The sequence below is a fragment of the Erwinia sp. B116 genome, from assembly GCF_002865965.1.
Classification (GTDB): Bacteria; Pseudomonadota; Gammaproteobacteria; order Enterobacterales; family Enterobacteriaceae; genus Erwinia.
On the sequence record NZ_JRZZ01000002.1, the window covers coordinates 134543 to 157344 of the forward strand.

Annotated in this window: 24 protein-coding genes; 13 read left to right on the forward strand and 11 right to left on the reverse strand. The window is 60.1% G+C overall.

The window, feature by feature from the left end; genetic code table 11:
• Positions 1-421: Nramp family divalent metal transporter (locus NV64_RS23825; protein WP_233208904.1), on the forward strand; the 421-nt coding region annotated here is incomplete at its 5' end.
• 187 nt (positions 422-608) lie between these two features.
• Here the strand turns inward: NV64_RS23825 and NV64_RS02015 are convergent.
• Positions 609-977, reverse strand: coding sequence for a DUF2502 domain-containing protein (locus tag NV64_RS02015; RefSeq protein ID WP_056239184.1), 369 nt, complete (start codon positions 975-977; stop codon positions 609-611).
• 391 nt (positions 978-1368) lie between these two features.
• On the reverse strand, positions 1369-2358 hold the full coding sequence (locus NV64_RS02020) for an aldo/keto reductase (protein ID WP_056239186.1): 990 nt from the start codon (positions 2356-2358) through the stop codon (positions 1369-1371).
• A gap of 226 nt (positions 2359-2584) precedes the next feature.
• Here NV64_RS02020 and NV64_RS02025 point away from each other — a divergent pair, with 226 nt between their 5' ends.
• Positions 2585-4240, forward strand: coding sequence for an alpha-keto acid decarboxylase family protein (locus NV64_RS02025; protein WP_101505212.1), 1656 nt, complete (start codon positions 2585-2587; stop codon positions 4238-4240).
• A gap of 71 nt (positions 4241-4311) precedes the next feature.
• Positions 4312-5277 carry a glucokinase gene (gene glk, locus NV64_RS02030; protein WP_056239193.1) on the forward strand — a complete coding sequence of 322 codons (966 nt, stop codon included), beginning with the start codon at positions 4312-4314 and terminating at the stop codon, positions 5275-5277.
• Between the two features lie 24 nt (positions 5278-5301).
• Here the strand turns inward: glk and NV64_RS02035 are convergent, their stop codons facing one another.
• The 3 genes from NV64_RS02035 to NV64_RS23325 all read right to left on the reverse strand — a co-directional run bounded on the left by NV64_RS02035 (position 5302) and on the right by NV64_RS23325 (position 8005).
• Positions 5302-6030, reverse strand: coding sequence for a LytTR family DNA-binding domain-containing protein (locus NV64_RS02035; protein ID WP_056239195.1), 729 nt, complete (start codon positions 6028-6030; stop codon positions 5302-5304).
• 13 nt (positions 6031-6043) lie between these two features.
• Positions 6044-7729 (reverse strand): sensor histidine kinase, encoded by a 1686-nt coding sequence (locus NV64_RS02040; RefSeq protein WP_056239729.1) that lies wholly within the window; start codon positions 7727-7729, stop codon positions 6044-6046.
• Between the two features lie 99 nt (positions 7730-7828).
• Complete coding sequence (locus NV64_RS23325) at positions 7829-8005, reverse strand: hypothetical protein (protein WP_158239870.1); 177 nt, start codon at positions 8003-8005, stop codon at positions 7829-7831.
• Between the two features lie 107 nt (positions 8006-8112).
• On the opposite strand from NV64_RS23325, the gene NV64_RS02045 reads away from it, so the two are divergent.
• Together NV64_RS02045 and alaC are read left to right on the forward strand one after the other, a co-directional pair.
• Complete coding sequence (locus tag NV64_RS02045; protein ID WP_056239198.1) at positions 8113-8640, forward strand: GNAT family N-acetyltransferase; 528 nt, start codon at positions 8113-8115, stop codon at positions 8638-8640.
• 119 nt (positions 8641-8759) lie between these two features.
• Positions 8760-9995: an alanine transaminase gene (alaC, locus tag NV64_RS02050; RefSeq protein ID WP_056239201.1), complete on the forward strand. Its 1236-nt coding sequence runs from the start codon at positions 8760-8762 to the stop codon at positions 9993-9995.
• 45 nt (positions 9996-10040) lie between these two features.
• Here the strand turns inward: alaC and ypdK are convergent, their stop codons facing one another.
• Genes ypdK through NV64_RS02065 form a run of 3 tightly spaced genes read right to left on the reverse strand, consistent with a single transcriptional unit; the run spans position 10041 to position 12941 of the window.
• Positions 10041-10283, reverse strand: a complete 243-nt coding sequence (gene ypdK / locus NV64_RS24440) for a membrane protein YpdK (RefSeq protein WP_056239204.1) — start codon at positions 10281-10283, stop codon at positions 10041-10043.
• A 22-nt stretch (positions 10284-10305) separates the two neighbouring features.
• Positions 10306-11334: an HlyD family secretion protein gene (locus NV64_RS02060; RefSeq protein ID WP_056239208.1), complete on the reverse strand. Its 1029-nt coding sequence runs from the start codon at positions 11332-11334 to the stop codon at positions 10306-10308.
• Between the two features lie 2 nt (positions 11335-11336).
• Entirely contained in the window at positions 11337-12941 is a 1605-nt protein-coding gene (locus NV64_RS02065; protein WP_101505213.1) for an MFS transporter, read from the reverse strand.
• Positions 12942-13104: 163 nt separating this feature from the next.
• Between NV64_RS02065 and NV64_RS02070 the strand changes: the two genes are divergently transcribed.
• The 4 genes from NV64_RS02070 to NV64_RS02085 all read left to right on the forward strand — a co-directional run bounded on the left by NV64_RS02070 (position 13105) and on the right by NV64_RS02085 (position 15794).
• Positions 13105-13890: an IclR family transcriptional regulator gene (locus tag NV64_RS02070; RefSeq protein WP_056239215.1), complete on the forward strand. Its 786-nt coding sequence runs from the start codon at positions 13105-13107 to the stop codon at positions 13888-13890.
• Between the two features lie 10 nt (positions 13891-13900).
• Positions 13901-14350 carry a universal stress protein gene (locus NV64_RS02075; RefSeq protein ID WP_056239218.1) on the forward strand — a complete coding sequence of 150 codons (450 nt, stop codon included), beginning with the start codon at positions 13901-13903 and terminating at the stop codon, positions 14348-14350.
• A 51-nt stretch (positions 14351-14401) separates the two neighbouring features.
• On the forward strand, positions 14402-15208 hold the full coding sequence (locus NV64_RS02080; RefSeq protein ID WP_056239222.1) for a hypothetical protein: 807 nt from the start codon (positions 14402-14404) through the stop codon (positions 15206-15208).
• A 304-nt stretch (positions 15209-15512) separates the two neighbouring features.
• Positions 15513-15794, forward strand: a complete 282-nt coding sequence (locus NV64_RS02085; protein WP_056239733.1) for a hypothetical protein — start codon at positions 15513-15515, stop codon at positions 15792-15794.
• Positions 15795-15898: 104 nt separating this feature from the next.
• Here the strand turns inward: NV64_RS02085 and NV64_RS23625 are convergent, their stop codons facing one another.
• Positions 15899-16069, reverse strand: coding sequence for a hypothetical protein (locus NV64_RS23625; RefSeq protein WP_199177608.1), 171 nt, complete (start codon positions 16067-16069; stop codon positions 15899-15901).
• 269 nt (positions 16070-16338) lie between these two features.
• Positions 16339-17571 (reverse strand): MFS transporter, encoded by a 1233-nt coding sequence (locus NV64_RS02090; RefSeq protein WP_056239226.1) that lies wholly within the window; start codon positions 17569-17571, stop codon positions 16339-16341.
• Positions 17572-17911: 340 nt separating this feature from the next.
• On the opposite strand from NV64_RS02090, the gene NV64_RS02095 reads away from it, so the two are divergent.
• From NV64_RS02095 to NV64_RS02110, 4 genes are all read left to right on the forward strand, one after another.
• Positions 17912-19834: a methyl-accepting chemotaxis protein gene (locus tag NV64_RS02095; RefSeq protein WP_101505214.1), complete on the forward strand. Its 1923-nt coding sequence runs from the start codon at positions 17912-17914 to the stop codon at positions 19832-19834.
• A 177-nt stretch (positions 19835-20011) separates the two neighbouring features.
• Complete coding sequence (locus tag NV64_RS02100; RefSeq protein WP_101505215.1) at positions 20012-20563, forward strand: hypothetical protein; 552 nt, start codon at positions 20012-20014, stop codon at positions 20561-20563.
• 10 nt (positions 20564-20573) lie between these two features.
• Positions 20574-20840: a hypothetical protein gene (locus NV64_RS02105; RefSeq protein ID WP_101505216.1), complete on the forward strand. Its 267-nt coding sequence runs from the start codon at positions 20574-20576 to the stop codon at positions 20838-20840.
• A 101-nt stretch (positions 20841-20941) separates the two neighbouring features.
• Positions 20942-22189 (forward strand): mechanosensitive ion channel family protein, encoded by a 1248-nt coding sequence (locus NV64_RS02110; protein ID WP_056239235.1) that lies wholly within the window; start codon positions 20942-20944, stop codon positions 22187-22189.
• Between the two features lie 90 nt (positions 22190-22279).
• Here NV64_RS02110 and NV64_RS02115 read toward each other — a convergent pair whose 3' ends face one another.
• The gene (locus NV64_RS02115; RefSeq protein ID WP_101505217.1) at positions 22280-22759 is read right to left on the reverse strand and encodes a tellurium resistance protein TerW; all 480 of its coding nucleotides are present in this window, start codon (positions 22757-22759) and stop codon (positions 22280-22282) included.
• Between the last annotated feature and the right edge of the window lie 43 nt (positions 22760-22802).

Here is a 22802-nt window from a genome sequence, read left to right on the forward strand (position 1 = left end):
GCTGGAGGAGGCGTGGGTCACCCTCGACCCGCTGCTGGGCCGCTCCGCCGCGCTGGTGTTTGGCCTGAGCCTGCTGGCGGCGGGGCTCTCCTCGACGGTCGTCGGCACCATGGCAGGCCAGGTGGTGATGCAGGGCTTTATCCACTTCCATATCCCGCTGCTGGTGCGACGGGTGATCACCATGCTGCCGTCGTTTATCGTGATCCTCTCCGGGATCGAGCCAACGCGCATTCTGGTGATGAGCCAGGTGCTGCTGAGCTTTGGTATCGCGCTGGCGCTGGTGCCGCTGCTGGCCTTTACCGGCAACCGTCAGCTGATGGGCGACATGACCAACTCGCGGCTGATGCAGAACATCGGCTGGCTGATCGTCATCCTGGTGGTGATCCTGAACGGCTATCTGCTGGTATCGATGCTGCGCTAGGCAACGCTGCGATCGTCACCACCTGCGCTGATGGCGTTACCTGAGCTCATCCGGGGAAGACCTGAACCCTTACGCAAAAAAGCGGCTTCTGATGAGCCGCTTTTTTTTAACTGCGCAACGCTGTCACTCGCATGATGCCTTAGCGATGGCGTTCAGTTAGCTGCGCCATGATGCGCTGTGCTGTGGGTTAATGGTGACGACGCCACTCCTTTTCGTGATGGCGACGTTCTTTCTCGTGGTGACGCCACTCGCGCTGCCGCTCACGCTCGTGCCAGCGGCGCTCTTTTTCCCACTGATGATGGCGGCGCATCTGCTCATGGCGTCGCCATTCGGCGTGCCGCCACCAGCGCCCTTCGTCGTAGCGGTAATTATTCTTCCACCAGCCCCGGTCGCGCCAGCGGCCGCCGTCCCAGTAGCGGCCACGATCGTCCTGGTCGCCTAAATGGAGGGTGACGCCGGGCAGCAGTGAAATGCTGGCACCGGTGGCCTGTGCTGTGTTGAAAAGCGGAAGTGCTAAACCTGCCAGCAGGCTGGCAATAATCAGAAAGCGTTTCATTGTTTCTCCTTATCAGCGGCATAACGTCACCGCCCTGACGGGGAGAGTATAAGGCGTCGTCCGGTGAGACTATCTGGCTGATTCTGAAAAATCGGCCCCGGCGCGGATTTAAGAGTTGTCTGGAGAAGGTCTCTGGACACTGGGCGGGGTTCACTGCGCTGCTACAGACGTTATGACAACGTGAAACCGGCTGGGCAGATCGGCCGGGAACTAACGGGTAAGCACAGGTCCGGATACGCTGAAAGTGCAAAACAGCCTGGTAACAGGTCCGGGAGCCGTCAGATTTCAGGCTCCCGTCAGCCTGGGGCATAAAGCAGGATTCAGGGCAGCCTGTCAGGGCCCATCGCCCGTAACAGACTGCAAAGAATACGGTTTCGCTCAGAGGATCGTGTCAGCCCAGAATAGCGTCGATCTGCGCCAGCTCCTGTTCGCTAAAGGTGCGCTGCTGCAGCATGCCCAGCGCATCGTCGATCTGGCTGACCTTGCTGGCACCGATCAGCACCGAGGTCACGCGGTCGCCGCGCAACACCCACGCCAGCGCCATCTGCGACAGCTTCTGCCCGCGCTGCTGCGCCAGCGCGTTCAGGCGGCTGACCTTATCCAGCGTCTCCGGCGTTAAGCGGTCGCTGCTGAGGAACGGGCTGCCGCTGGCGGCGCGCGAGTCCTGCGGAATACCGTTCAGATAGCGGTCGGTAAGCATGCCGCCGGCCAGCGGTGAGAAGGCGATTGAGCCAACGCCCTGCTCAGACAGCACGTCCAGCAGGCCACCTTCCGGCGCGCGGTCAAACATCGAATACTTCGGCTGGTGGATCAGGCACGGGGTGCCCAGCTGTTTCAGCATCGTAATCGCCTCTGCCGCCAGCCCGGCCGGGTAGTTGGAAAGCCCGACGTACAGCGCCTTGCCCTGACGCACGATGTGGTCCAGTGCGGTCATGGTCTCTTCCAGCGGGGTTTCCGGATCGGGACGGTGGTGATAGAAGATATCCACGTACTCCAGCCCCATGCGCTTCAGGCTCTGATCAAGGCTGGAAATCAGGTATTTACGTGAACCCCAGTCGCCGTAAGGGCCATCCCACATGGTGTAACCGGCCTTGCTGGAGATCACCAGCTCATCGCGCCACGGGCGAAAGTCTTCGCGCAGGATGCGGCCAAAATTCTCCTCGGCGGAGCCGGGCGGCGGGCCGTAGTTATTGGCCAGATCGAAATGCGTGATACCGTTATCAAACGCGTGGCGCAGCAGGTCACGGCTGTTATCGACGCGGGTGCTGTCACCAAAATTGTGCCATAACCCAAGAGAAATCGCCGGAAGCTTAAGGCCACTGCGCCCGCAGCGGTGGTAGGTCATGCCGTCATAACGATGTCCATCTGCCTGATAAAACATAATATTATCCCATAAAAAGAAGATGAGTCCGGTAACGCAGCGGTTTAGTGTATACGTTTACACTATGCGAAAGCGCGCGGCAGATCGCAACTCAGAGACTTTGTAGCGCGTAACGCTGGCTTGCCAGTTTTGCCGTGGAAATTCTGCGGCCGTCGCACGTTCGATTGCGGCCAGAGGTCTGATTATCGCAGATACTCAAAGCGTTAGCTCAACCGGAGAGTGTGCGATGAACAGCTATACCGTTAGCGACTATCTGCTGGCCCGCCTGAATGAGATCGGCATCGATCATCTGTTTGGCGTGCCCGGTGACTACAACCTGCAGTTTCTCGATCACGTGATTGCGCATCCGCAGCTGGCGTGGGTCGGCTGTGCCAACGAGCTGAACGCCGCCTACGCGGCAGACGGTTACGCCCGCTGCCGCGGCGCAGGGGCCCTGTTGACCACCTTCGGCGTGGGGGAGCTGAGCGCGCTGAACGGCGTGGCCGGCAGCTACGCCGAGTATCTGCCGGTGGTGCACATTGTCGGTGCCCCGGCGCAGGCCTCGCAGCGCAGCGCGGAACTGCTGCACCACACGCTGGGCGACGGCGACTTCCGCCACTTTCTGCGTATGCATCAGGAGGTGGTGGTCGCCAGCAGCGTGCTGACCGCCGACAACGCTGCGGCGGAAATTGACCGGGTGCTGGTCTGCGCCCTGCGCGAGCGCCGCCCGGTCTACCTGCTGCTGGCGACCAACGTAGCGGCCAGCCGCATCCTGCCGCCGGTAACGCCGCTGGATCGCGCTCAGAGCGTGGATAGCGAACAGCTGCAGGCTTTTAGCGTGGCGGCAGAGCGGCAACTGGCCGCCGCTCAACGCGTTTCCCTGCTGGCCGACTTTCTCGCCGACCGGGCGCAGCAGCGCGAGCGGCTCAGCGCCTGGCTGAGCGAGGTGCCGATGCCGTTTGCCACCCTGCTGATGGGCAAAAGCGTGCTGCCGGAGTCGCTGTACGGCTTTGCCGGCACCTATGCCGGCCGCTGCAGCGCCCCGGCCACCCGCGAGGTGATTGAACAGAGCGAGGTGATTATCACCGTCGGCGTTAAGTACACCGATACCATCACCGCCGGTTTCACCCAGCAGATCCCCGTGGAAAAAAATATCGACGTTGGCCTGTTCAGCAGCCGGGTCGCCGGCCGCGAGTTCAGCGGCATCCCGATGGCGCAGGCGCTGGCGGAGCTGCACCGGCTGGCGCTGCGGTACGGCAGCGGGTGGCAGCGGCAGATTATTGCCCCGCCGGAGATGGAGCAGGAGGACGCGGACGACCTGACCCAGCGGGGGTTCTGGCAGGCGATACAGGCCTTCCTGCGCCCCGGCGATATCCTGCTGGCCGATCAGGGCACCGCCGCGTTTGGCGCGGCGGCGCTGCGTCTGCCGGCGGAGGCGCGGCTGGTGGTACAGACGCTGTGGGGATCGATCGGTTACACGCTGCCCGCCGCTTTTGGCGCGCAGACGGCCGCGCCCGAGCGCCGGACGATCCTGATTATCGGCGACGGGGCTGCCCAGCTGACCATCCAGGAGCTGGGCAGCATGCAGCGCGACGGGCTGCACCCGCTGATCTTCGTGCTGAATAACGACGGCTACACCGTCGAGCGGGCGATTCACGGCGCTGAGCAGCGCTATAACGATATCCCCGGCTGGGACTGGACGCGCCTGCCGCAGGCGATGCAGCTCGGCAGCCAGGCGCAGTGCTGGCGGGTGACCCAGGGCGTGCAGCTGCACGGCGTGCTGGAACAGATTGCGGATGCCTCGCGCCTGTCACTGATTGAGGTGGTGCTGCCGCAGCAGGATGTTCCGCCGCTGCTGGCGGCGGTGACGCAGTCGCTGGAGCAGCGTAACAGCGTGGAGTGAGGGCGGCAGTTGTTGTTTTGCCTGCAGATACTTATAGTAACGCTCATTCTTTTCAGCGGAGCTAAACCACCATGACGCAGTTTGCCCTAGTCGGCGACGTCGGCGGCACCAACGCGCGTCTCGCGCTGTGCGAGATCGAAACCGGGGCCATTTCACAGGCCAAAACTTTTTCAACCTCTGATTACGCCAGTCTGGAGGCGGTGATCCGCACGTTCCTGGACGAGCAGAAGCTGGAGATCCGCGAGGCGTGCATCGCTATCGCCTGCCCGATTACCGGCGATCGGGTTGAGATGACCAACCATGACTGGAGCTTCTCCACCCGCGAGATGCAGGGCAACCTTGGCCTGCATCAGCTGGAGATCATCAACGACTTCACCGCCGTTTCGATGGCGGTGCCGATGCTGTCTGCCGACGATCTGCTGCAGTTCGGCGGCGGCGCGCCGGTCAAAGACAAGCCGGTAGCGATTTACGGTGCCGGTACCGGGCTGGGGGTGGCGCATCTGGTTCACGTTGACCAGCGCTGGGTCAGCCTGCCGGGCGAGGGCGGCCACGTTGACTTCGCTGCCAACAGTGAAGAAGAAGACCAGATTCTGGAAGTGCTGCGCGGCGAGCTGGGCCACGTCTCCGCCGAACGCATTCTGTCGGGCGGCGGGCTGGTTAACCTCTACCGGGCGATCGTCAAATCCGATGACCGGGTGCCGGAACCGCTGAAGCCGCGCGACGTTACCGAACGCGCGCTGGCCGACAGCTGCACCGACTGCCGCCGCGCGCTGGCGATGTTCTGCGTGATTATGGGGCGCTTCGGCGGCAACCTGGCGCTGAACCTTGGCACCTTCGGCGGCGTCTATATCGCCGGTGGCATCGTGCCGCGCTTCCTCGAATTCTTTAAGGCCTCCGGCTTCCGCGCGGCCTTTGAAGATAAAGGGCGTTTTAAAGCGTACGTTGCCGATATCCCGGTGTACCTGATCACCCACGATCAGCCGGGCCTGCTGGGCGCCGGTGCGCACCTGCGCCAGGCGCTGGGCCGCGTGCTGTAAGCCTAAGCTTCGCCAGCCGCTGCGCTACAGGCGCATCAGCTGGCGGAAGGCTTTCACCTTGCTGCGGCTGACCGGCACCTGAAACTCCAGGTCGCGAAGCTTGAGGATATAGGTGCTGTTAAACCAGGGTTCGATCTCGCGGATCTTGCTGATATTGACGCAGTACGAGCGGTGGCAGCGGAAGAATTCCGCTTCCGGCAGCCGGCTGCAAAACTCGCTGATATTCACCGACATCACATACTCTTCCCGCCGCGTATAGACAAACGTCAGCTTCTCATGGGCTTCCACGTAGTAGATATCATTGATATCGGTAACGATAATCCGCTCATCCTTCACCAGATTGACGGTGTGCGCCGCCGGGCGTGACGCCGCGCTGCTCAGCGGCGGATGCTGCTGGCTGTGGCTCTCCAGCTTGCGCAGCAGGGTGATGATGCGCATCTCGTGATACGGCTTCAGTATGTAGTCAAACGCCTCCAGCTCAAAGGCGTCCACCGCATGCTCTTTGTAGGCGGTAATGAACACGATCAGCGGTTTACTGGCAAACTTGCTGATATTTTGTGCCAGCAGCATGCCGTCCAGCGACGGAATGTTGATGTCGAGAAAAATCACGTCCACCTGGTGGGTCTGCAGGTACTTCAGCACCTCCAGCCCGTCGTCAAAGGTGGCGACAATCTCGATCTGGCTGTGCTGGCGCACCAGCCAGCTCAACTCCTGCTGGGCGAGGAACTCATCCTCAACGATAATCGCTTTCATATGTTTATCCGCCTCAGACCGACAGCGTTACGCGTGGGTTTCCCGGCAGCAGGTCGCCGTTTTTACTCACGCAGAAGGAAATTTCGGTACCGGGATTCAGGCGCTGAATGGACAGCCCCTCGCCATATAACAGGCGGACCCGGTGGTGAACGTTAAGCAGGCCGATTTTATTGCCGGGCAGCTCGTTGTTTCTCACGCGCGCCATCACCTCTTCGCTGATGCCGTTGCCGGTATCGCGCACGGTAATCCGCACCCGATCGCCGAGGTCGTTGATGCCGAGCGTCACCACGCCTTTGCCGCGGCAGGGGTGGATGCCGTGCACGATGGCGTTCTCAATCAGCGGCTGGATCAGCAGACTGGGCAGCGAGCAGCTGACGTCCTCTTCAATATCGTAAAATACCGACAGCTTGTCGCCGAAGCGCGCCTGCTCAATGGCGATATAATCCATCACCTGATACAGCTCTTTCTTGATATCGATTATCTCATCGTCATTCAGCTCAAGGTTATAGCGCAGATAACGTGACAGATTGGTGATCAGCTGGCGGGCGGTGTCCGGATTGAGGCGGATCGAGGCGGAAATTGCGTTCAGCGCGTTAAACAGGAAGTGCGGGTTAATCTTGCTCTGCAGCGCGCGCAGCTCGGCTTTATTGGCCATTTCCCGCAGCTGTTCGGCGCGGGAGACCTCCAGCTGGGTGGAGATAATCTGCGACAGCCCGACCGCCATCTCCTTCAGTGACCAGGTGATACGGTGCGCGTGGCGGTAGTAGATTTTCAGCGTGCCGGTCACTTCGCCTTTTTCCCACAGCGGGATGACGATCATCGAGTGGATTTCCGGCGTGCGGTGCGCCTCATCATTGTTCTTAATGATGATTTTACCCTCGGCGATCGCCGTGGCGGTGGTCGGGCTGATGCCGTCATCGCCGTTATGGTAATTTTCCTCGCCGACGCCGACGTAGGCGAGGATCTGCTCTTTACTGGTCATCGCTACCGCGTCGGCGTGAATATCCTCGCGGATAATGGCGCAAATCTGGCTCAGCGACTGGCTGTTGACCTGACGAAACAGCGGCAGGGTTTTATTGGCGATATCCAGCGCCAGTTTGGCCTGGCGGGCGGCTATCGCCTCGCGCTCTCCCTCCACGCTCTGCACCAGCAGCACGATAATGCCGATGCTGGTGGTGCCGAGGATCATCGGCAGCGCAATATCGCTGACGATCGCCACCCCCAGCGAGGTCGGCGTCGCCCACAGCACGATCAGCAGCATGGTCAGCGATTCGCACAGCATGCCGCCGAGAATACCCACGGTCCAGCGCTGCTCCCTGAGCACCTTAAGGTTGATCCAGCCGGAAATAATGCCGGCGGTGATGCTGGTAATCAGGCAGGGCACCGAGGTGACGCCGTGGATGTCGATCAGGAAACGGTGGGTGCCGGCAATCACCCCGGTGGCGATGCCGACCCAGGGGCCGAACAGAATGCCGCCGGACATAATGGCGATGGTGCGCACGTTGAGCAGCGAGCCGTCGACGTTGACGCCGGTCCAGGTGCTGAACAGCGCGAACAGCGAGAAGATGGCGGTGACCGCCGCCAGCTCCTGACGGGAGTGCTCCTCCTTTTGCAACAGCTGACGAAAATGGCGGGTGCGGGTGATAAAAAACAGGCAGATTAGCATCAGCGCTGCGCGATCAAACACGGCGAGCAACATCTCAAACATCGAATGCACGGGCGTCTCGGCTGGCGGAACAGAATAGCCCTATGATAGGGAAAGCCAGCGTAATCCGCTACTTGATCTGCCGTTCTCCCGTCACCGTAAGCTCGGCTGGCGTAAGGCGGCCGTGAAAATCCGTCTCAAAATCGCCCGCCACGTCGTCCAGCTGCTGGCCGGTTTAAAGATCTGAACATGCTCCGGCAGCGCCCTGCGCAGCCGCGCGGCGATCGGTCGAATCGCGTCCGGAATATTGTCGATTCTGAGACGGGTCATGGTCGTTCTTCGCGAAGTTATCTGCGATGATGGTCCACTACACGACGAAAAGCGGCAGGTAAAAGAGAGGCATTTTCGTTGAGACTTCCCCTTTTAGTGAGCAAAAAATGCAGCTGAACAGTGAACGACTGACTCTGAGCCTGATGCAGCCGACAGACTGGCCGCTGTTCCTGCAGATCCACTCTGATCCGGTGTGCATGGAATTTATCAGCGCCGTACCGCAGCTGGCGGATATTCGTCAGCGATTCCAGGACCGGCTGGCACCCTGGCAGGTGACCAGTTTTCATATGCTGTGCCTCGTCATCCGTCGGCGGCAGGACGGACGGTCGCTGGGGATGATCGGCGTTACCGCCGAGTGGGCACCGTATCGTCAGGCGGAGATCGGCTACACCCTGTGCAGCGACGCCTTTGGCCAGGGCTACGGCACGGAAGCGCTGGGGGTGGTGAGCCGCTGGCTGTTTGCCGACTGTGAGTTTCACAAGCTCAAGGCGCAGGTGGTGGAGGGCAACAGGGCATCACGCCGGGTGCTGGAAAAAAACGGTTTTGAACTGGAAGGCACGCTGCGTGATAACTACCTGCTGCGCGGCCGCTGGGTCAACGACTGGCTGTTCGGACGCATCAATCCCGGCGAATAAAAATTTTAATCAGCCTCTCGACAGCGGTTCCGTTCTCCGGTTATGTTCATTGCTCGACCACCGCAGTGGTCAGCGTCGCTCGGATGGTCCGGGCGCTAACGTTAAGAGAGAAAATAACTATGGCTGATAACAGCTCCGCTCGCCGTTTTTCCCGTATTGAACGCCTGCCCCCTTACGTATTTAACATCACCGCCGAACTGAAAATGGCCGCGCGCCGACGCGGCGAAGATATTATCGATTTCAGCATGGGTAACCCGGACGGCCCGACGCCGCCGCACATCGTGGAAAAACTCTGCGCGGTGGCACAGCGTGACGACACCCACGGCTACTCGACCTCACGCGGCATTCCGCGCCTGCGCCGGGCGATCTCGCGCTGGTACGCCGATCGCTACCAGGTGGAGATCGACCCGGAATCGGAAGCGATCGTCACCATCGGCTCGAAAGAGGGGCTGGCGCACCTGATGCTGGCCACGCTGGATCACGGCGATACGGTGCTGGTGCCGAACCCCAGCTATCCGATTCATATTTACGGCGCGGTGATCGCCGGGGCACAGGTGCGTTCGGTGCCGCTGGTGGCCGGCGTGGACTTCTTCAACGAGCTGGAGCGGGCGATCCGCGAAAGTTATCCCAAGCCGAAAATGATGATCCTCGGCTTCCCGTCTAACCCGACCGCGCAGTGCGTGGAGCTGGACTTCTTCGAGCGGGTGATCGCGCTGGCGAAGCAGTACAACGTGCTGGTGATCCACGACCTTGCCTATGCCGACATCGTTTACGATGGCTGGAAAGCGCCGTCGATTATGGAGGTGCCGGGGGCGCGCGACGTGGCGGTGGAGTTCTTTACCCTGTCGAAAAGCTACAATATGGCCGGCTGGCGTATCGGCTTTATGGTCGGTAACAAAGAGCTGGTGGCGGCGCTGGCACGCATCAAAAGCTATCACGACTACGGCACCTTTACACCGCTGCAGGTGGCGGCGATCGCCGCGCTGGAGGGCGATCAGCAGTGCGTGCGTGATATCGCCGAGCAGTACAAGCGCCGCCGTGACGTGCTGGTGAAAGGGCTGCATGAGGCGGGCTGGATGGTGGATAACCCGAAAGCCTCAATGTACGTCTGGGCGAAAATCCCCGATCGCTATGCGCAGATGGGCTCGCTGGAGTTCGCCAAACTGCTGCTGGAGAAGGCCAAAGTCTGCGTTTCGCCGGGCATCGGCTTCGGTGATTATGGCGACACCCACGTGCGCTTTGCGCTGATTGAAAACAGCGATCGCATTCGTCAGGCGGTCAGAGGAATTAAGGCGATGTTTCGAGACGACGGCATTGCCCCGCCGGTGGCAAAACCGGGCGCGGAAGAGGGCTGAGAAACGTTGCGGGGCAGGCCACGGCTTGCCCCGCCGTTTTACCTGCTACAGCATCAGGTAAAATGTTCCTGCCCAGATAAACAGGATAAAAGAGATCCCCATCATCGCGTATTTCACGTACTGCTCCTCTGCGCGGTTACGGCAATGGCGATCCCGGACCTGCGTAACGCGAACAGAATCGATCCCGGCCGGGCAGAGCACCACGGTAGCGGGATCGGGTCGCCGTGAGTAACTCACGGCAGGATCGTCGGCTAATCTACCCGCAAACCCCTGCAAAATAAAGATCATCTTGCTGCGATCTTTATCACATTTATGGCATCTCTAATTCAGGCACCACCGACATCCCCACGCGCAGCCGGGCCAGATCGGCTTGCCCTTGATCCAGAACGATTTTTACCGGCAGCCGCTGAACCACTTTGGTGTAATTCCCGGTGGCGTTGTCGGCGGTAATAGCGGCAAACGTCGAACCGGTGGCCGGCGCGATGCTGTCCACATGACCACGCAGGGTCACCCCCGGCAGCGCATCCACGATGATGCTAACCGGCTGCCCCTGGCTGACGTGCGCCAGCTGGGTTTCAAGGAAGTTTGCCAGCACGTAGCTCTGCTGCAATGGCACCACCGCCAGCATCCGCGTACCGGCCGACACCCACGCTCCCTGACGCAGCGCGCGCTGGCCGACGGTACCGGCGATCGGCGCGGTAATGCGCGTATAGGAGAGGTTAAGTCTGGCCTGGTCGACGCTGGCGGTCGAGACGGCGATATCCGCCTGCGCCTGCTTCAGGCTGGCCTGCAGCACCGCCACCTCTTTACGGGCGGCCAGCGCGGCGGCCTGATACTGCTTCACCTGAGCGGCAGCGCTGAGCATGGTCGAACTGGATTTCTGCTGTTCATCGGCGGTGGCGGTGCCGCTTTTCAACAGCTGACGGTAGCGCGCCGCGTTTTGCCCGGCATAGCTCAGCGAGGCCTGGCTGGCGCTGACCGCCGCTTCCGCCTGGGCGATGCTCGCCTGCTGCTGTTCCAGCTGCGCCTGCACGCTGCTCAGCTTCGCCTCGCTGACCTGCAGGCTGGCTTCGGCGGTTTCCAGCGCCACGCGGTAGTCGCGATCGTCCAGCGTGGCCAGCACGTCACCGGCCTGTACCTGCTGGTTATCACGCACGTTGACCTCACGGATATAGCCGGAGATTTTCGGTGCTACCAGCGTGTAGTCGGCGCTGACCACCGCATCATCGGTGCGGTAGCTGTGACGGTTGACGGCGAGCCAGACCCACCACGCGGCCGCCAGCAAAATCAGCAGTAACAGAACGAGGAGGGCGGTGCGTTTCGCAGGTGTAAAGCTCATTATTATGTTCTCGCGGTTGGCATAACGGGGGATAAAAGGGTTTGTGGCGGCCAGACGCGCTTCGGCAGCCAGGCGGTCAGCAGCACCAGCAGCAGCGCGAAGCCGATAATCATCAGATAGGCGTCGCTGATGCTAAGGATCGTCGCCTGGTGCCTGAGCAGCGTGCTGAAGTGGCCAAGGTTTTCCGCGGAGCTCACCGACCCGTCGGCCAGCAGCGGCCGCAGCGCGCTGGCGCTGTTGGCGTCTGCGGCGGTCAGCAGCCACGGGCGGTTACCCAGTCCGTCGACCAGCACCTGCGAGTGAAATTTCTCGCGATGGCTGAGAAAGTTCTCCACCAGGCTGCCGGCCGCCACGCTGGAAAAACCGCGCACGGTGTTAAACATCGCCGACGCAAACGGCCCTTCCGGCGGCTGTACCACGCTGGTGGCGCTCATCAGCACCGGCAGGATCAGCATCGGCTGGCCAAAGGCCTGCAGGCTCTGGATCAGCCAGAAGTTCTGCCGCGCCCAGTCGCCGGTCAGCTGGCTGCCCAGCAGGCAGGAGAGGATTATCAGCCCGGCACCGGCGGTCAGCACCCAGCGACAGTCGATCCAGCGCAGATTGAGCAGCGACGCCACCAGCGGCGCAATCAGCAGCTGCGGCAGGCCAATGGTCAGCGCCAGTGGGGCAAACTCCGCGCTGCGGAAGCCGGCCACCTGGCCAAAATAGGCGGAAGGCAGCGCAGAACCGGACAGCGACACCATCAGCACCCCGGCCAGCACCAGCAGGCCGTGGGTGAGATTTTTCCGCGCCAGCATCTGCAGCTTAAACAGCGGCAGCGGGTGGAACCATTCGTTAATAAAGAACACCAGCAGCAGCGCCAGCGAGGCCAGCAACATGCCGCTAATCAGCGGCGAATCCCACCACTCCAGCCGCTCCCCCTGGGTGAGTGACAACACCAGCAGGGCGATGCCGCTGCAGCCGGTCAGCGCGCCCAGCCAGTCGGCCTGACGAAAGCGCTCCAGCCGCAATGGATCCTGCGGGATGCCCCAGCCGACCAGCAGCGCGGCAATCAGGCACGGCGGGATCACCTGCCAGAAAGTGAACTGCCAGCCGACCGAGTCGGTCCACAGCGCCGCCAGCGAAGTGGCCATATTCGGGCCGAAGGTGGCGGTCAGCGCATAGGCCGCCAGGCCATACAGCTTGATGGTCGGCGGCAGAAAGCGCAGGGCGACCGTCATCAGCATCGGCGGCAGCGCGCCGCCAGACAGACCCTGCACCACCCGCAGGCCGATAAACAGCGTCGGGTTAACCACCAGCGGCTGCAGCGCGGCCAGCAGCGCAAATGCCAGCGTGATTACCAGCGTAAAACGACGCAGGGAAAAGGTCACCGCCAGCCAGGGTGCCAGCATCATCATCGCCACTTCGGCGGCCTGGTAGGCCGAGGTGATCCAGCTGCCGGCGTCATAGTCGATGCCGATCGCCGCACGGATATCGGCCAGAGCAATGTCCGTGACGCGATCGTTTAAGCCGGAACAGAGCGTCGCCATCAGCACGCCGACCAGCCCCAGCGCCAGGCGAAGCGAAAAGGGATGCGGCGGCGGCAGCACCGCGGGCTGGGGATTCATAGCAGGACTCCGAAATTTTCATTATCGATGCAATGTATTGCATCGTGGTACATTGATCGTGAATATTACAGCGTGATTCGCTGTATTGCAATGTGGTACAGCGTGTCCGGACGTGCATTTAGTGGTAAAGTGGGCTGCGATAGCAAGGAAAGAGACTTTTTTTATGGCTGAATCTGCACAGTGCCGCGATGATGATAAGACCAGTGGAATTCAGGTCATCAGCCGCGCGGCCAGAATTCTTGATGCGCTGGGCGCGACACCGAACGGCATGAGCCTCGGTGAGATCGCTCAGGAAGTTGATTTACCGCGTTCCACCGTGCAGCGCATCGTCAGCGCGCTGGATTCGGTGCAGCTGGTGCGCAGCAACGGTACTGCCGGTGGCGTGCGTCTCGGCCCGGCGCTGCTGCGCCTGATTGCCAGCGTGCATACCGACGTGGTGGCCATTGCCCAGCCGTGGCTGCAGGCGCTCTCTGATGCTACCGGCGAAACGGTGTCGCTGGCCAGGGCCAGCGGCCTGCAGCTGGCGATCGTGCATTACGTGGTCGCCGACCGCGAACTGCGGGTGGTGCCGCGTATCGGCATGAATCTGCCCCTGTACAGCACCTCCGGTGGCCGGGCGCTGCTGGCGCTGGAAGATGACGCCGCCGCGCGTCAGCTGGTTGGTGAAGCCTACGAGGCGATGACCGACCTGACGGTGCGCGACTTCCCGGCGCTTACCGCTCACCTGGCGGAAATCCGCCGTACCGGTCTGGCCTATGACCGCGGCGAAACGCTGGAAGGTATCTCCACCATGGCGGTGGCCATCGATACCATCCTCGGGCGCTTTTCCATCAGCCTGCTGATCCCCGGCGCGCGTTTCGCGCAGCATGAAGCGCGTAACCGCGCCGAAATTCTCAAATGCAAACTGGCGCTGATTGACGAAATCGGCAAAGCCGCTTTACGGGATTAAGGAGAGGGATATGAAAACGTTACTGGTCGCCGTTGATAATTCGCCGGCGGTGCGCAAGGTGGTGTCGCTGGCGGCTGAACAGGCGCTGGCGCAGCAGGCGAGGGTGGTCGTGCTGTGCTGCGTGGATGCCAGCTATGCGGTTAGCGGCATCAACGAAATTGAAGCCGGTGAAGATCCCGGCGACTTCAGCCTGGCCCAGGACGAGCAGAACACCGCTGAATCGGTGGTGCGTGGTGCGCTGGCCGAACTGCAGCGCGCCGGGATCAACGCCCGTGGTCGCGTGGTCGCCGGTGAGTCTGCGGATACTATCGTCGCGCAGGCGCGGCTGCTTGATGCAACGATGATTATCATGGGCCGCCGCCACCTCTCGCCGTTTAACCGCCTGTTAAAAGGCTCGTGCAGCGCGGCGGTGATCGAACGCGCCGGCTGCCCGGTGCTGATTGACGTCCGCGCGGACTAACCCTCACTCTCCGGGCCTGCCCAAACGGCGGCCCGGCTCAGGATATTTTTTGTGAATCATTACGCAATCCCCGTTTCACTCCTCAGTGCGGCAATCTGGCTGCTGCTGGTGTTCTGGCTGCTGAAACGCGCCAGAATAAGCCGTATCGCGGCGCTGCTGCTGGCGGTGTTACCGCTACTGGCGGGTAATCTGCTGTTTTACGGCTGGCTGCAGCCCCAGCAGCAGCGGGCCGTCGCGATCGCCGATGCGCAGGCGCGGCTTGCCACGCAGCCGGTGTGGCGGATTATCAAAGTACAGCAGCCTGCGCTTTGGCAGCAGGCGAACGAGCAGCTGGTCAGCCAGCTGCGCGCCGGGGTGCAGGAGAAACAGGCGACTGACGGCCTGCGTCCGCTGATGGCCGAGTTGCTGAACCAGCGCGTCAACGACGCGCGTGATGAAGATCTGCTGCGCTATATGCAGGTGGTGCTGGAGGAGATGCAGCAGTTTAAACAGTCCGGCTCCGGGCTGTGCTTCCGTTACCTGTTCCCGCAGGTTGAGGGAGGCGTCAGCGTGGCGGAGGTGTTACCCGCCGGGCTGGTGGCCCGGGAGATGCGGGCAATGGACAGCCTGCTGGCTAACAGCCAGGCTGGGCAACCTTTCGATGCGTCGCTGGGGCGCAGCCAGCTGCAGACGGTGGTGGCAAAACTCTATGCGCGCTGGGGCAGCGATCTGCAAACGCTGAACGCACCGGCGGAAGCGGATGTGGATCGGGGTAAGTTATGCGATATGACTATCGACCTTTATCAGTCGGTTCTGGCACTTCCTGGTAAAGATGCTGCCAGTGTTTTACGTATAATTATTAGTGGAACAGGTAGTTGATTCCAAAAAAAAGCCCGCTCGCCGCGGGCATAAAACAGTCTAATTTTAGTAACAAACCTTGGTGTTGTGCAGACAACTCGCGATGTCTGAGTGCATAGTCGCACCGCAGCGCGGATAACGCTAAACGTCTTCCCGTATCAATTCCATCGGTAAAATTTTGCATTGCTTATCTTTTATCCGGCACAGGGCGGATTGCCGCGTGCGTGCCACGCCGGTTAAAGGTAAAGGAGTGCAAATAGGCCATTGTCTGATAGGCGCAGAAGACCGGGTTGTTATCATGTTGCACTGCAAGAGGGGAGCCATGATGAAAAAATGTATTACGTCCGCGCTGGCACTGTTATTACTCAGCGGTTGTACCGCCAGTAAGCCCGGCGCATTTGAAAAAGTGGATGAAGATCCGGCGGTAAATACCGTGCAGTATCGTTTTGACCCGCAGAAGGTGAATCGTACGGCGATGACGCAGGACGTTGAACGTTATTGCAGCGACCGCGGGTTTGATAAGGTTGAAGCGCTGAATCCACAAGAGAGCAACGTGCCCGGGCTGATGAAAGCCTGGTATCAGTGCAACTATCAGATAAAAAGTTAAAATAAGCAGGGCGGGGAAATCCCCGCCCAATTTTTTACTGCTTTTTTTATTATTGCCGTGTGCAGGCTTTGCCCGCGTCGGGTGAATGACTCACCCGGAAATCCTTAGCGGTGCCAGCCGCCGCGCGGGCCACCACCATGATGTCCGCCCCCGTGCCAGCCACCGCCACCGCCGTGCCAGCCGCCACCGCCGCCGTGGTGAGGCGGGGCAACAATACAGCCGCTGAGCATCACTACCAGTGCCAGAACAGAGGTCGCTTTGATTATATTTTTCATGATACTTCTCCTGCGCTTTTGCAATGAATACAAGATTACGCCAGGAAAGTGGAGGAATAATGCAGCGAGTGTCGAGTTACTGGAAAAGGTATTTCAAAATAATTCAGCAGAAGGGCATTGAAAAGGAAAGGTAGGATTGTTGAATAAGAATAAGATGAAAGCAGTGAGCCGGTGGTGAGAATAATCCCAAATATCAGCGGTCGTCAACTAAAACCTTTTATGCCGCAGGACGAAATAAGCCCGCACCGTAAACGATGCGGGCGGGAAAATTACTGAGCGCGGGCATGCTGCAATTCAGCACGCTCCTCCACCGGTTTATGCGGCAGGCGGATGGTGGCAGACATCAGCAGTGAGATTACCAGCAGCGCCATAATCAGGCTGAAGGTGACCGTAAAGCCGCCAAACAGCGAGGCGATCAGCGAGCCGAGCACGCTGCCGATACCAAACCCGAGGTAGAGCAGGCCGTAGTTTTTAGTCAGATTATTCAGGCCAAAGAAGTCACTGACCAGGGAAGGGTAAACGGTAATGGTGCCGCCAAAGCTGAACGCCACGCAGGCCACGGCGATAAAGAAGCGCGTTTCATTCATCTGGCCGAACAGCAGGATGCTCATCCCGGCCAGCGACACCACCTGCGCAATGCTGATCACCCGGATACGCGCCATCTTATCTGACAGAACCCCGAGCACCAGGCGGCCGCTGAGGTTGGCAATGGCGATAATGGTCACCGCGCTGGCGGCAGTAGCGGCGCTCAGGTGCACCAGGCTTTCACCAATATCCTTCGCTACGCCGATCACATACAGGCCGCTCATGCAGGCGGTCAGGAACATCAGCGCCAGCATCCAGTACTGCGGGGTGCGCACCGACTCGGCCAGCGAGTAATCCCGTGCGGTATGTGCCAGGCTGGTGCTGGCCTTCAGCTTCGGTGCTTCGGTCATCAGCAGCGCGCCGCAAACGATCAGGGTCATCGCCATCGCGCCCCAGATCATAAAGGTGGTCTCCAGGCTGAAAACGCTGAGCAGATAGCTGCAGATAAACTTAAAGCCGAGGCTGCCAAGACCGTAGGCACCGATAGCGCAGGCGGAGATCATCCCTTTGCGTTCCGGGAACCACTTCACGCAGTTGGAGAGCGTCATCAGATACCCCGCACCGTCGGCCAGCCCTACCAGTACCCCGGCGCTGATATAGAGCATCCACAGACTATTTGCCTGGGAGGTCAGCATCAGGCCGATCGCCATCAGCACCCCGGCCCCGATAGTGACGTTACGCACGCCAAAACGTTCCTGCAGCTTGCCGGCCAGCGAAGAGGCGACGGCCAGGCCGAGGCTCAGCAGGCCAAAGGCCAGCGCCACCTGGCTGACCGTGGAGTCCAGCTTCTGCGACAGCTGGCCGTTAAACAGGCTCCAGGTGTACACCGAACCCAGCGCAAACTGGGTGATGATGGTGCCGCACAGGGTAAACCAGCGGGTGCGGTGGCTGCCAGGGCGTGGGGTTGATCGACTCATGGGTTTCTCCCGGGGAAAATTAAAAAACTTCACTGGGGCCATGATAAAACGCCGCTTGCCGCGGACGGCTGCAGACGGCATGAAATGCCGTGGTGAGGGAATGAAATGCATATTTGGCACCATGAATGACATTGACCGTTCTTTTCGCTACCGCAGCCTGTGGGTAATAGTTTGATCTGCATCAATTTATTGAAAAAGCTAAAGCTTTCCCCACCCCCGGCCGATGATCTCTTTTGCAGATTGCGCATAAGGCGCTGCGCAAAAGGCCATTACAACAACTTATAAGCCTTTTACTTTTCTCTGATCGGGTGTTTTCACTTTCATTAGCAAGGAAATCATTATGTCGTGGGTGCCGGTTCGTTTATCAGGGAAATTAACTGCAGGCGGGGTTCTGATGCTGCTGCTGACCCTGCTTATTGTCTGGCTGGCGATGGTGCTGCGCGGTCAGCCGCGGGTTACCGATGCCAGCAACCGGTTGATTGAGCAGAGCGGGCAGAACATCGTCGGCCAGCTTAACCAGCAGCTGCTGCGGATTGAGGGGGAAGCGGTGAGCCTTGCTCGGCTGGCTGAGGCGGTGCCGCACGATGAGGCGCTGGTCAGGCAGCTGCTGCCGGGGCTGATTAACAGCAGCGGCGATAAAAATATTGCCGGCGGTGGCATCTGGCCGGAGCCCGCCGCCTTTACGGCCGGCGTGGAGCGCCGCAGCTTCTTCTGGGCGCGTAACCCGGCCGGTACCCTCGACTACTCCGACGGCTACAACGACCCGGCCGCCAGCAGCTACCACCAGGAGAGCTGGTACACCGCTGGCCGCCAGGCCGCCGCCAATCGCTGCAGCTGGTCTGAGGTTTACCAGGACCCGGTCTCAAAGGTCAATATGGTTACCTGCAGCGTGCCCTGGCAGCAGGCGGGCAAGTTTGCCGGCGTCGCCACGCTGGACGTGCTGCTGGATAACCTCTCCGCCTTTATGCAGCAGAGCGGCGGCGTCACCGGCGGTTACGCCTTTGCGCTGGATGCCGCAGGTAACGTGCTCTGGTTCCCTGGGGTAAAAGCGGGCGAGCTGGGTAAGTTCAGCACGCTGGTGCAGCAGCAGCGCTGGCTGGAGCCGGTGGCCAGGGCGCTGCCGTCGCTGGCGGCGACGCCTGCCATCATCAACGCTCTGCAGGATGGCTACCTCGGTCAGCAGAGCCAGCTGACGCTGTTCCGCATGCCGGGCACCGGCTGGGTGATTGGCCTGGTCACGCCCGAACGGCAGGTGACGGCGCTGTCGCGCAACATCATGCAGGATATTTTTATGCTGCTGATCCCGGCGATGTTGCTGCTGCTGCTGGCCTCGTGGTTTATCGCCCGTAAGATGTCGCAACGGCTGGAGTCGACCCGTCAGGCGCTGGACGATATCGCCCACGGCGACGGCGATCTGACCCGCCGGCTGGATACCCGCGGTAACGATGAGATCGCGCAGATAGCCGACTCATTCAACCAGTTTGTCGATAAGATCGCCGGGGTAATCGTGCGGGTCCAGGCCAGCGGCCTGCACGTTGCGCACAACGCCAGCGGGCTGGAGCTGAGTAACCAGGAGCTGACCGATAAAATCAGCGCCCAGGCGGCCGCGCTGGAGCAGAGCGCAGCGGCGATGGAGCAGCTGAACGCCACCGTACAGCAGAATGCGGTTAACGCCCGGCTGGCGGATGAGTTCACCGAGCAGACGGCGGCGATCGCGCAGACCAGCAGCGAAGCGATGCGTCAGCTGATCGATACCATGGAAACCATCAGGATCTCCTCCGGTCAGGTGGGCGAGATCCTCAGCGTGATTGACGGTATCGCCTTCCAGACCAATATCCTGGCGCTGAACGCGGCGGTGGAAGCCGCCCGCGCCGGCGAACAGGGGCGCGGCTTTGCGGTGGTGGCCGCCGAGGTCAGAGCGCTGGCCCAGCGCAGCGCCACGGCCGCCCATGAGATCAAGGCGCTGATTGGTCAGTCTGACGGCAACGTGCTGACCGGCAGCCGGCTGGTGGAGGGGGCGGGCCGCCAGCTGGCCGACCTGGTGAAGGACGTGCATAAGGTGAAAGAGGCGGTGGGCGAAATTCGCATCGCCGGCGACGAGCAGAGCAAAGGCATCGCCGAAGTCACGCTGGCGGTCTCGCAGATGGAGCGCAGCAATCAGCAAAACCTGATGCTGATTAACCAGACCGCGGAAAATACCCACGCGCTGCACGCCGAAGCCTCACAGCTGGCAGAGGATATCGCGGTATTTAAAGTCGCGTAAACAGGTTGGATAAATGAGTAACCTGTATTAATAACATCCCCGCGTAATAGCGGGGTTTTTTATGCAATCGGTGAAAATCAAAATCTATTTTGCGTGCAGTGTCGTAAATAATTTTTTTTCGGGTTTGAAAAATCAGTGCGGGTGGTAGGGTGGCTTTTTAGCGCACTGAGGTGAAGGATGGAAGAGGTTAACCGCGTCAGTAACATTATTGATGAATATGAGGAGAAGATTGCCCGTGCCACTCTTCTGTATCAATATAAGACGAGTCGTTATCAGGATTTTCTTGAGACGTTAAAAAATCTTGAGAGCAACGTGCTTAAGCTTTTTTCATCACTGAGCATTTTTGTCACGGTATTTGTGATTATTATCCGCTATAACACCGGGGTCCTTCTGCATGTGGCTCCTTCACCCGCGCAGGCCGCTGCACTGACTGCAGCAGGCGTGGCCTTCGTTACTCTTTGCAGCGCCTGGTCTTATGTATTCAGAGCTGTTGCATCCGCCAATCGGGCCGAATTTCCTCTTGAAGAGGTGGATGATGATTTTCATAATGAAGATCGGGAGCGTACTCTTTCATTACTGATTAACTGGTACTCAGCAGTGATTAAAGACGTTGAGGTTCAATATAACGCGAAGTCGTTACTGGTCGGAAAAGCATTTAATGATATGATTTTTACCGGCTGTGGGTTTATTGTTTTTGCTGTTTTCATCTATTTTATCAATATTGCCTGAGGAATTGGTTATGTCTATCCCTGAAAAGCTTGACGAAACTAACAGTTTTCTCGATCTTGATAATGACGGCAAGCGTACGTTATTGCCGGCTATCGCCCGTGGTTATCTTGGCGAATTCAAAAAACCCATTTCTCACCACAAAAAGTCAGGCCTGTTAGGTAACTATAAAGACCTGCTGGCGTGGGAGAAAGAACAGAAGGCGCTGAAAAAGGCGCAGCGCGGGCCGCGAAAACCGCTGAAACAGGTGCTGATGGAGGCGCTGAAACGTTTATTTTAGCCGTCGTTCGCCTGGCGGCCAGCGATCCCGCAGGCCGTCAGGCTTGAACCCCCGGCTATCATTGGGCATCATTCCTCCTCGCTGGAAATTATGGAGGCATCATGCAGCATCTGGAATCACTCCTCGGGCACGTCGGTATCGTGCTGACCCCGACCACCTCGCCGCTGGTTATCTTTGGCATCATCCTGTTCACCGCGCTGCTGGTTCACCTGATCCTGCACCGCGTGGTGCTGCGCACCTTCGAGAAGCGCGCCGCCGCCAGCAGCCATCTCTGGCTGCAGGTGATTACCGGCAATAAGCTGTTCCAGCGGCTGGCGTTTACCCTGCAGGGGGTGATTGTCAACGTGCAGGCGCTGCTGTGGCTGCAGCCGGGCAGCGACGTGGCGGCGATCGTCACCACCTGTGCCCAGCTGTGGGTGATGGTCTTCGCGCTGATGGCCTTTTTCTCGCTGCTGGATGTAATTTTCGGCCTGTCGCACCGCTTTGCTTTTGCCTCACAGTTTCCGCTGAAGGGCCTGTTTCAGGGGATAAAGCTGCTGAGCGCGATTCTGCTCGGCATTATGATTATCTCGCTGCTGATCGGTAAATCACCGGCGATCCTGATCAGCGGGCTGGGCGCGATGGCCGCGGTGCTGATGCTGGTGTTTAAGGACCCGATCCTCGGGCTGGTGGCCGGTATTCAGCTGTCGGCGAACAGCATGCTCAAGCTCGGCGACTGGCTGGAGATGCCCAAATACGGTGCCGACGGCGCGGTGACCGATATCGGCCTGACCACGGTGAAGGTGCGCAACTGGGATAACACCATTACCACTATTCCGACCTATGCGCTGGTTTCCGACGCCTTCAAAAACTGGAGCGGCATGTCGGCCTCCGGCGGGCGGCGTATCAAGCGCTGTATCAACATTGATACCACCAGCATTCGTTTTCTCACCGAAGATGAACTGCAGCGGCTGACCCGTGCGCGGCTGCTGCAGCCCTATCTGGCCGAGCGCAGCGAGCAGATCGCCAGCTGGAACGTCGATAACAAGGCGGATGATTCCGCGCTTAACCAGCGGCGGATGACCAATATCGGCACCTTCCGCGCTTACCTTAACGCTTATTTACGTCAGCATCCGCGCATCCGCCAGGATATGACGCTGATGGTGCGCCAGCTGGCGCCGGGCGCAGAAGGGCTGCCGGTGGAGGTGTATGCCTTTACCAGCACCGTGGTGTGGCTGGAGTATGAGAGCATTCAGGCGGATATCTTCGACCATATCTTTGCGGTGGTCGACGAGTTTGGCCTGCGCATTCACCAGTCACCGACCGGCAGCGATCTACGGTCGCTGGCGGCGCTGCGGCAGGGGGAGTAACAGGTGAGGATGGGGTAAATGGCCTGCCGTTCTGCCGTTACCCGCCGCCAGGCGGCGGCAGGTAACGGCAGGGTGGGGACAAGCCTGAGATCAGGATCTGCGCGGCGGCTGCTGCGCCTGCAGGCGCTTCAGCAGGTCATCCAGGCCGCTCTCCACCAGCATCTCTACCGCCTCACTGCGGGTGATTTCGCTCAGCCGGACGATGCGGTCGATTTTACGCAGCACCGACATGCGCAGCGACAGCGAGACGGCTTTTTTCTTCTCTTTATCCAGCGACACGTGGCTGACCTGTTCGCTTTGTTTCAGCCGGGCGTTCACCTCCAGCGCTTCGGTCATGCGCCGCAGGTTCTTTTTATCCAGCTGCCCGGCAACGGTCAGCTGGTAGGTGTGGCTGGCGCGGCTGTACCTGATCTCGGCCGACCAGGTGTCGCGCAGCTCTTTCAACGCCCGCGTCAGGGTCGGTTCCGAACAGTCGAGATCGTGCAAAATAGCGGTTGCCGAGACGGGTTTGCCACTGCCGAGCAGTGACGCTAACCGGTAAATACGTGCCTGACGGGTACTCAGCTGCATGTTCTGTAAACGCCTGCGTTAATAGATGAAGGTGATGTGGCGC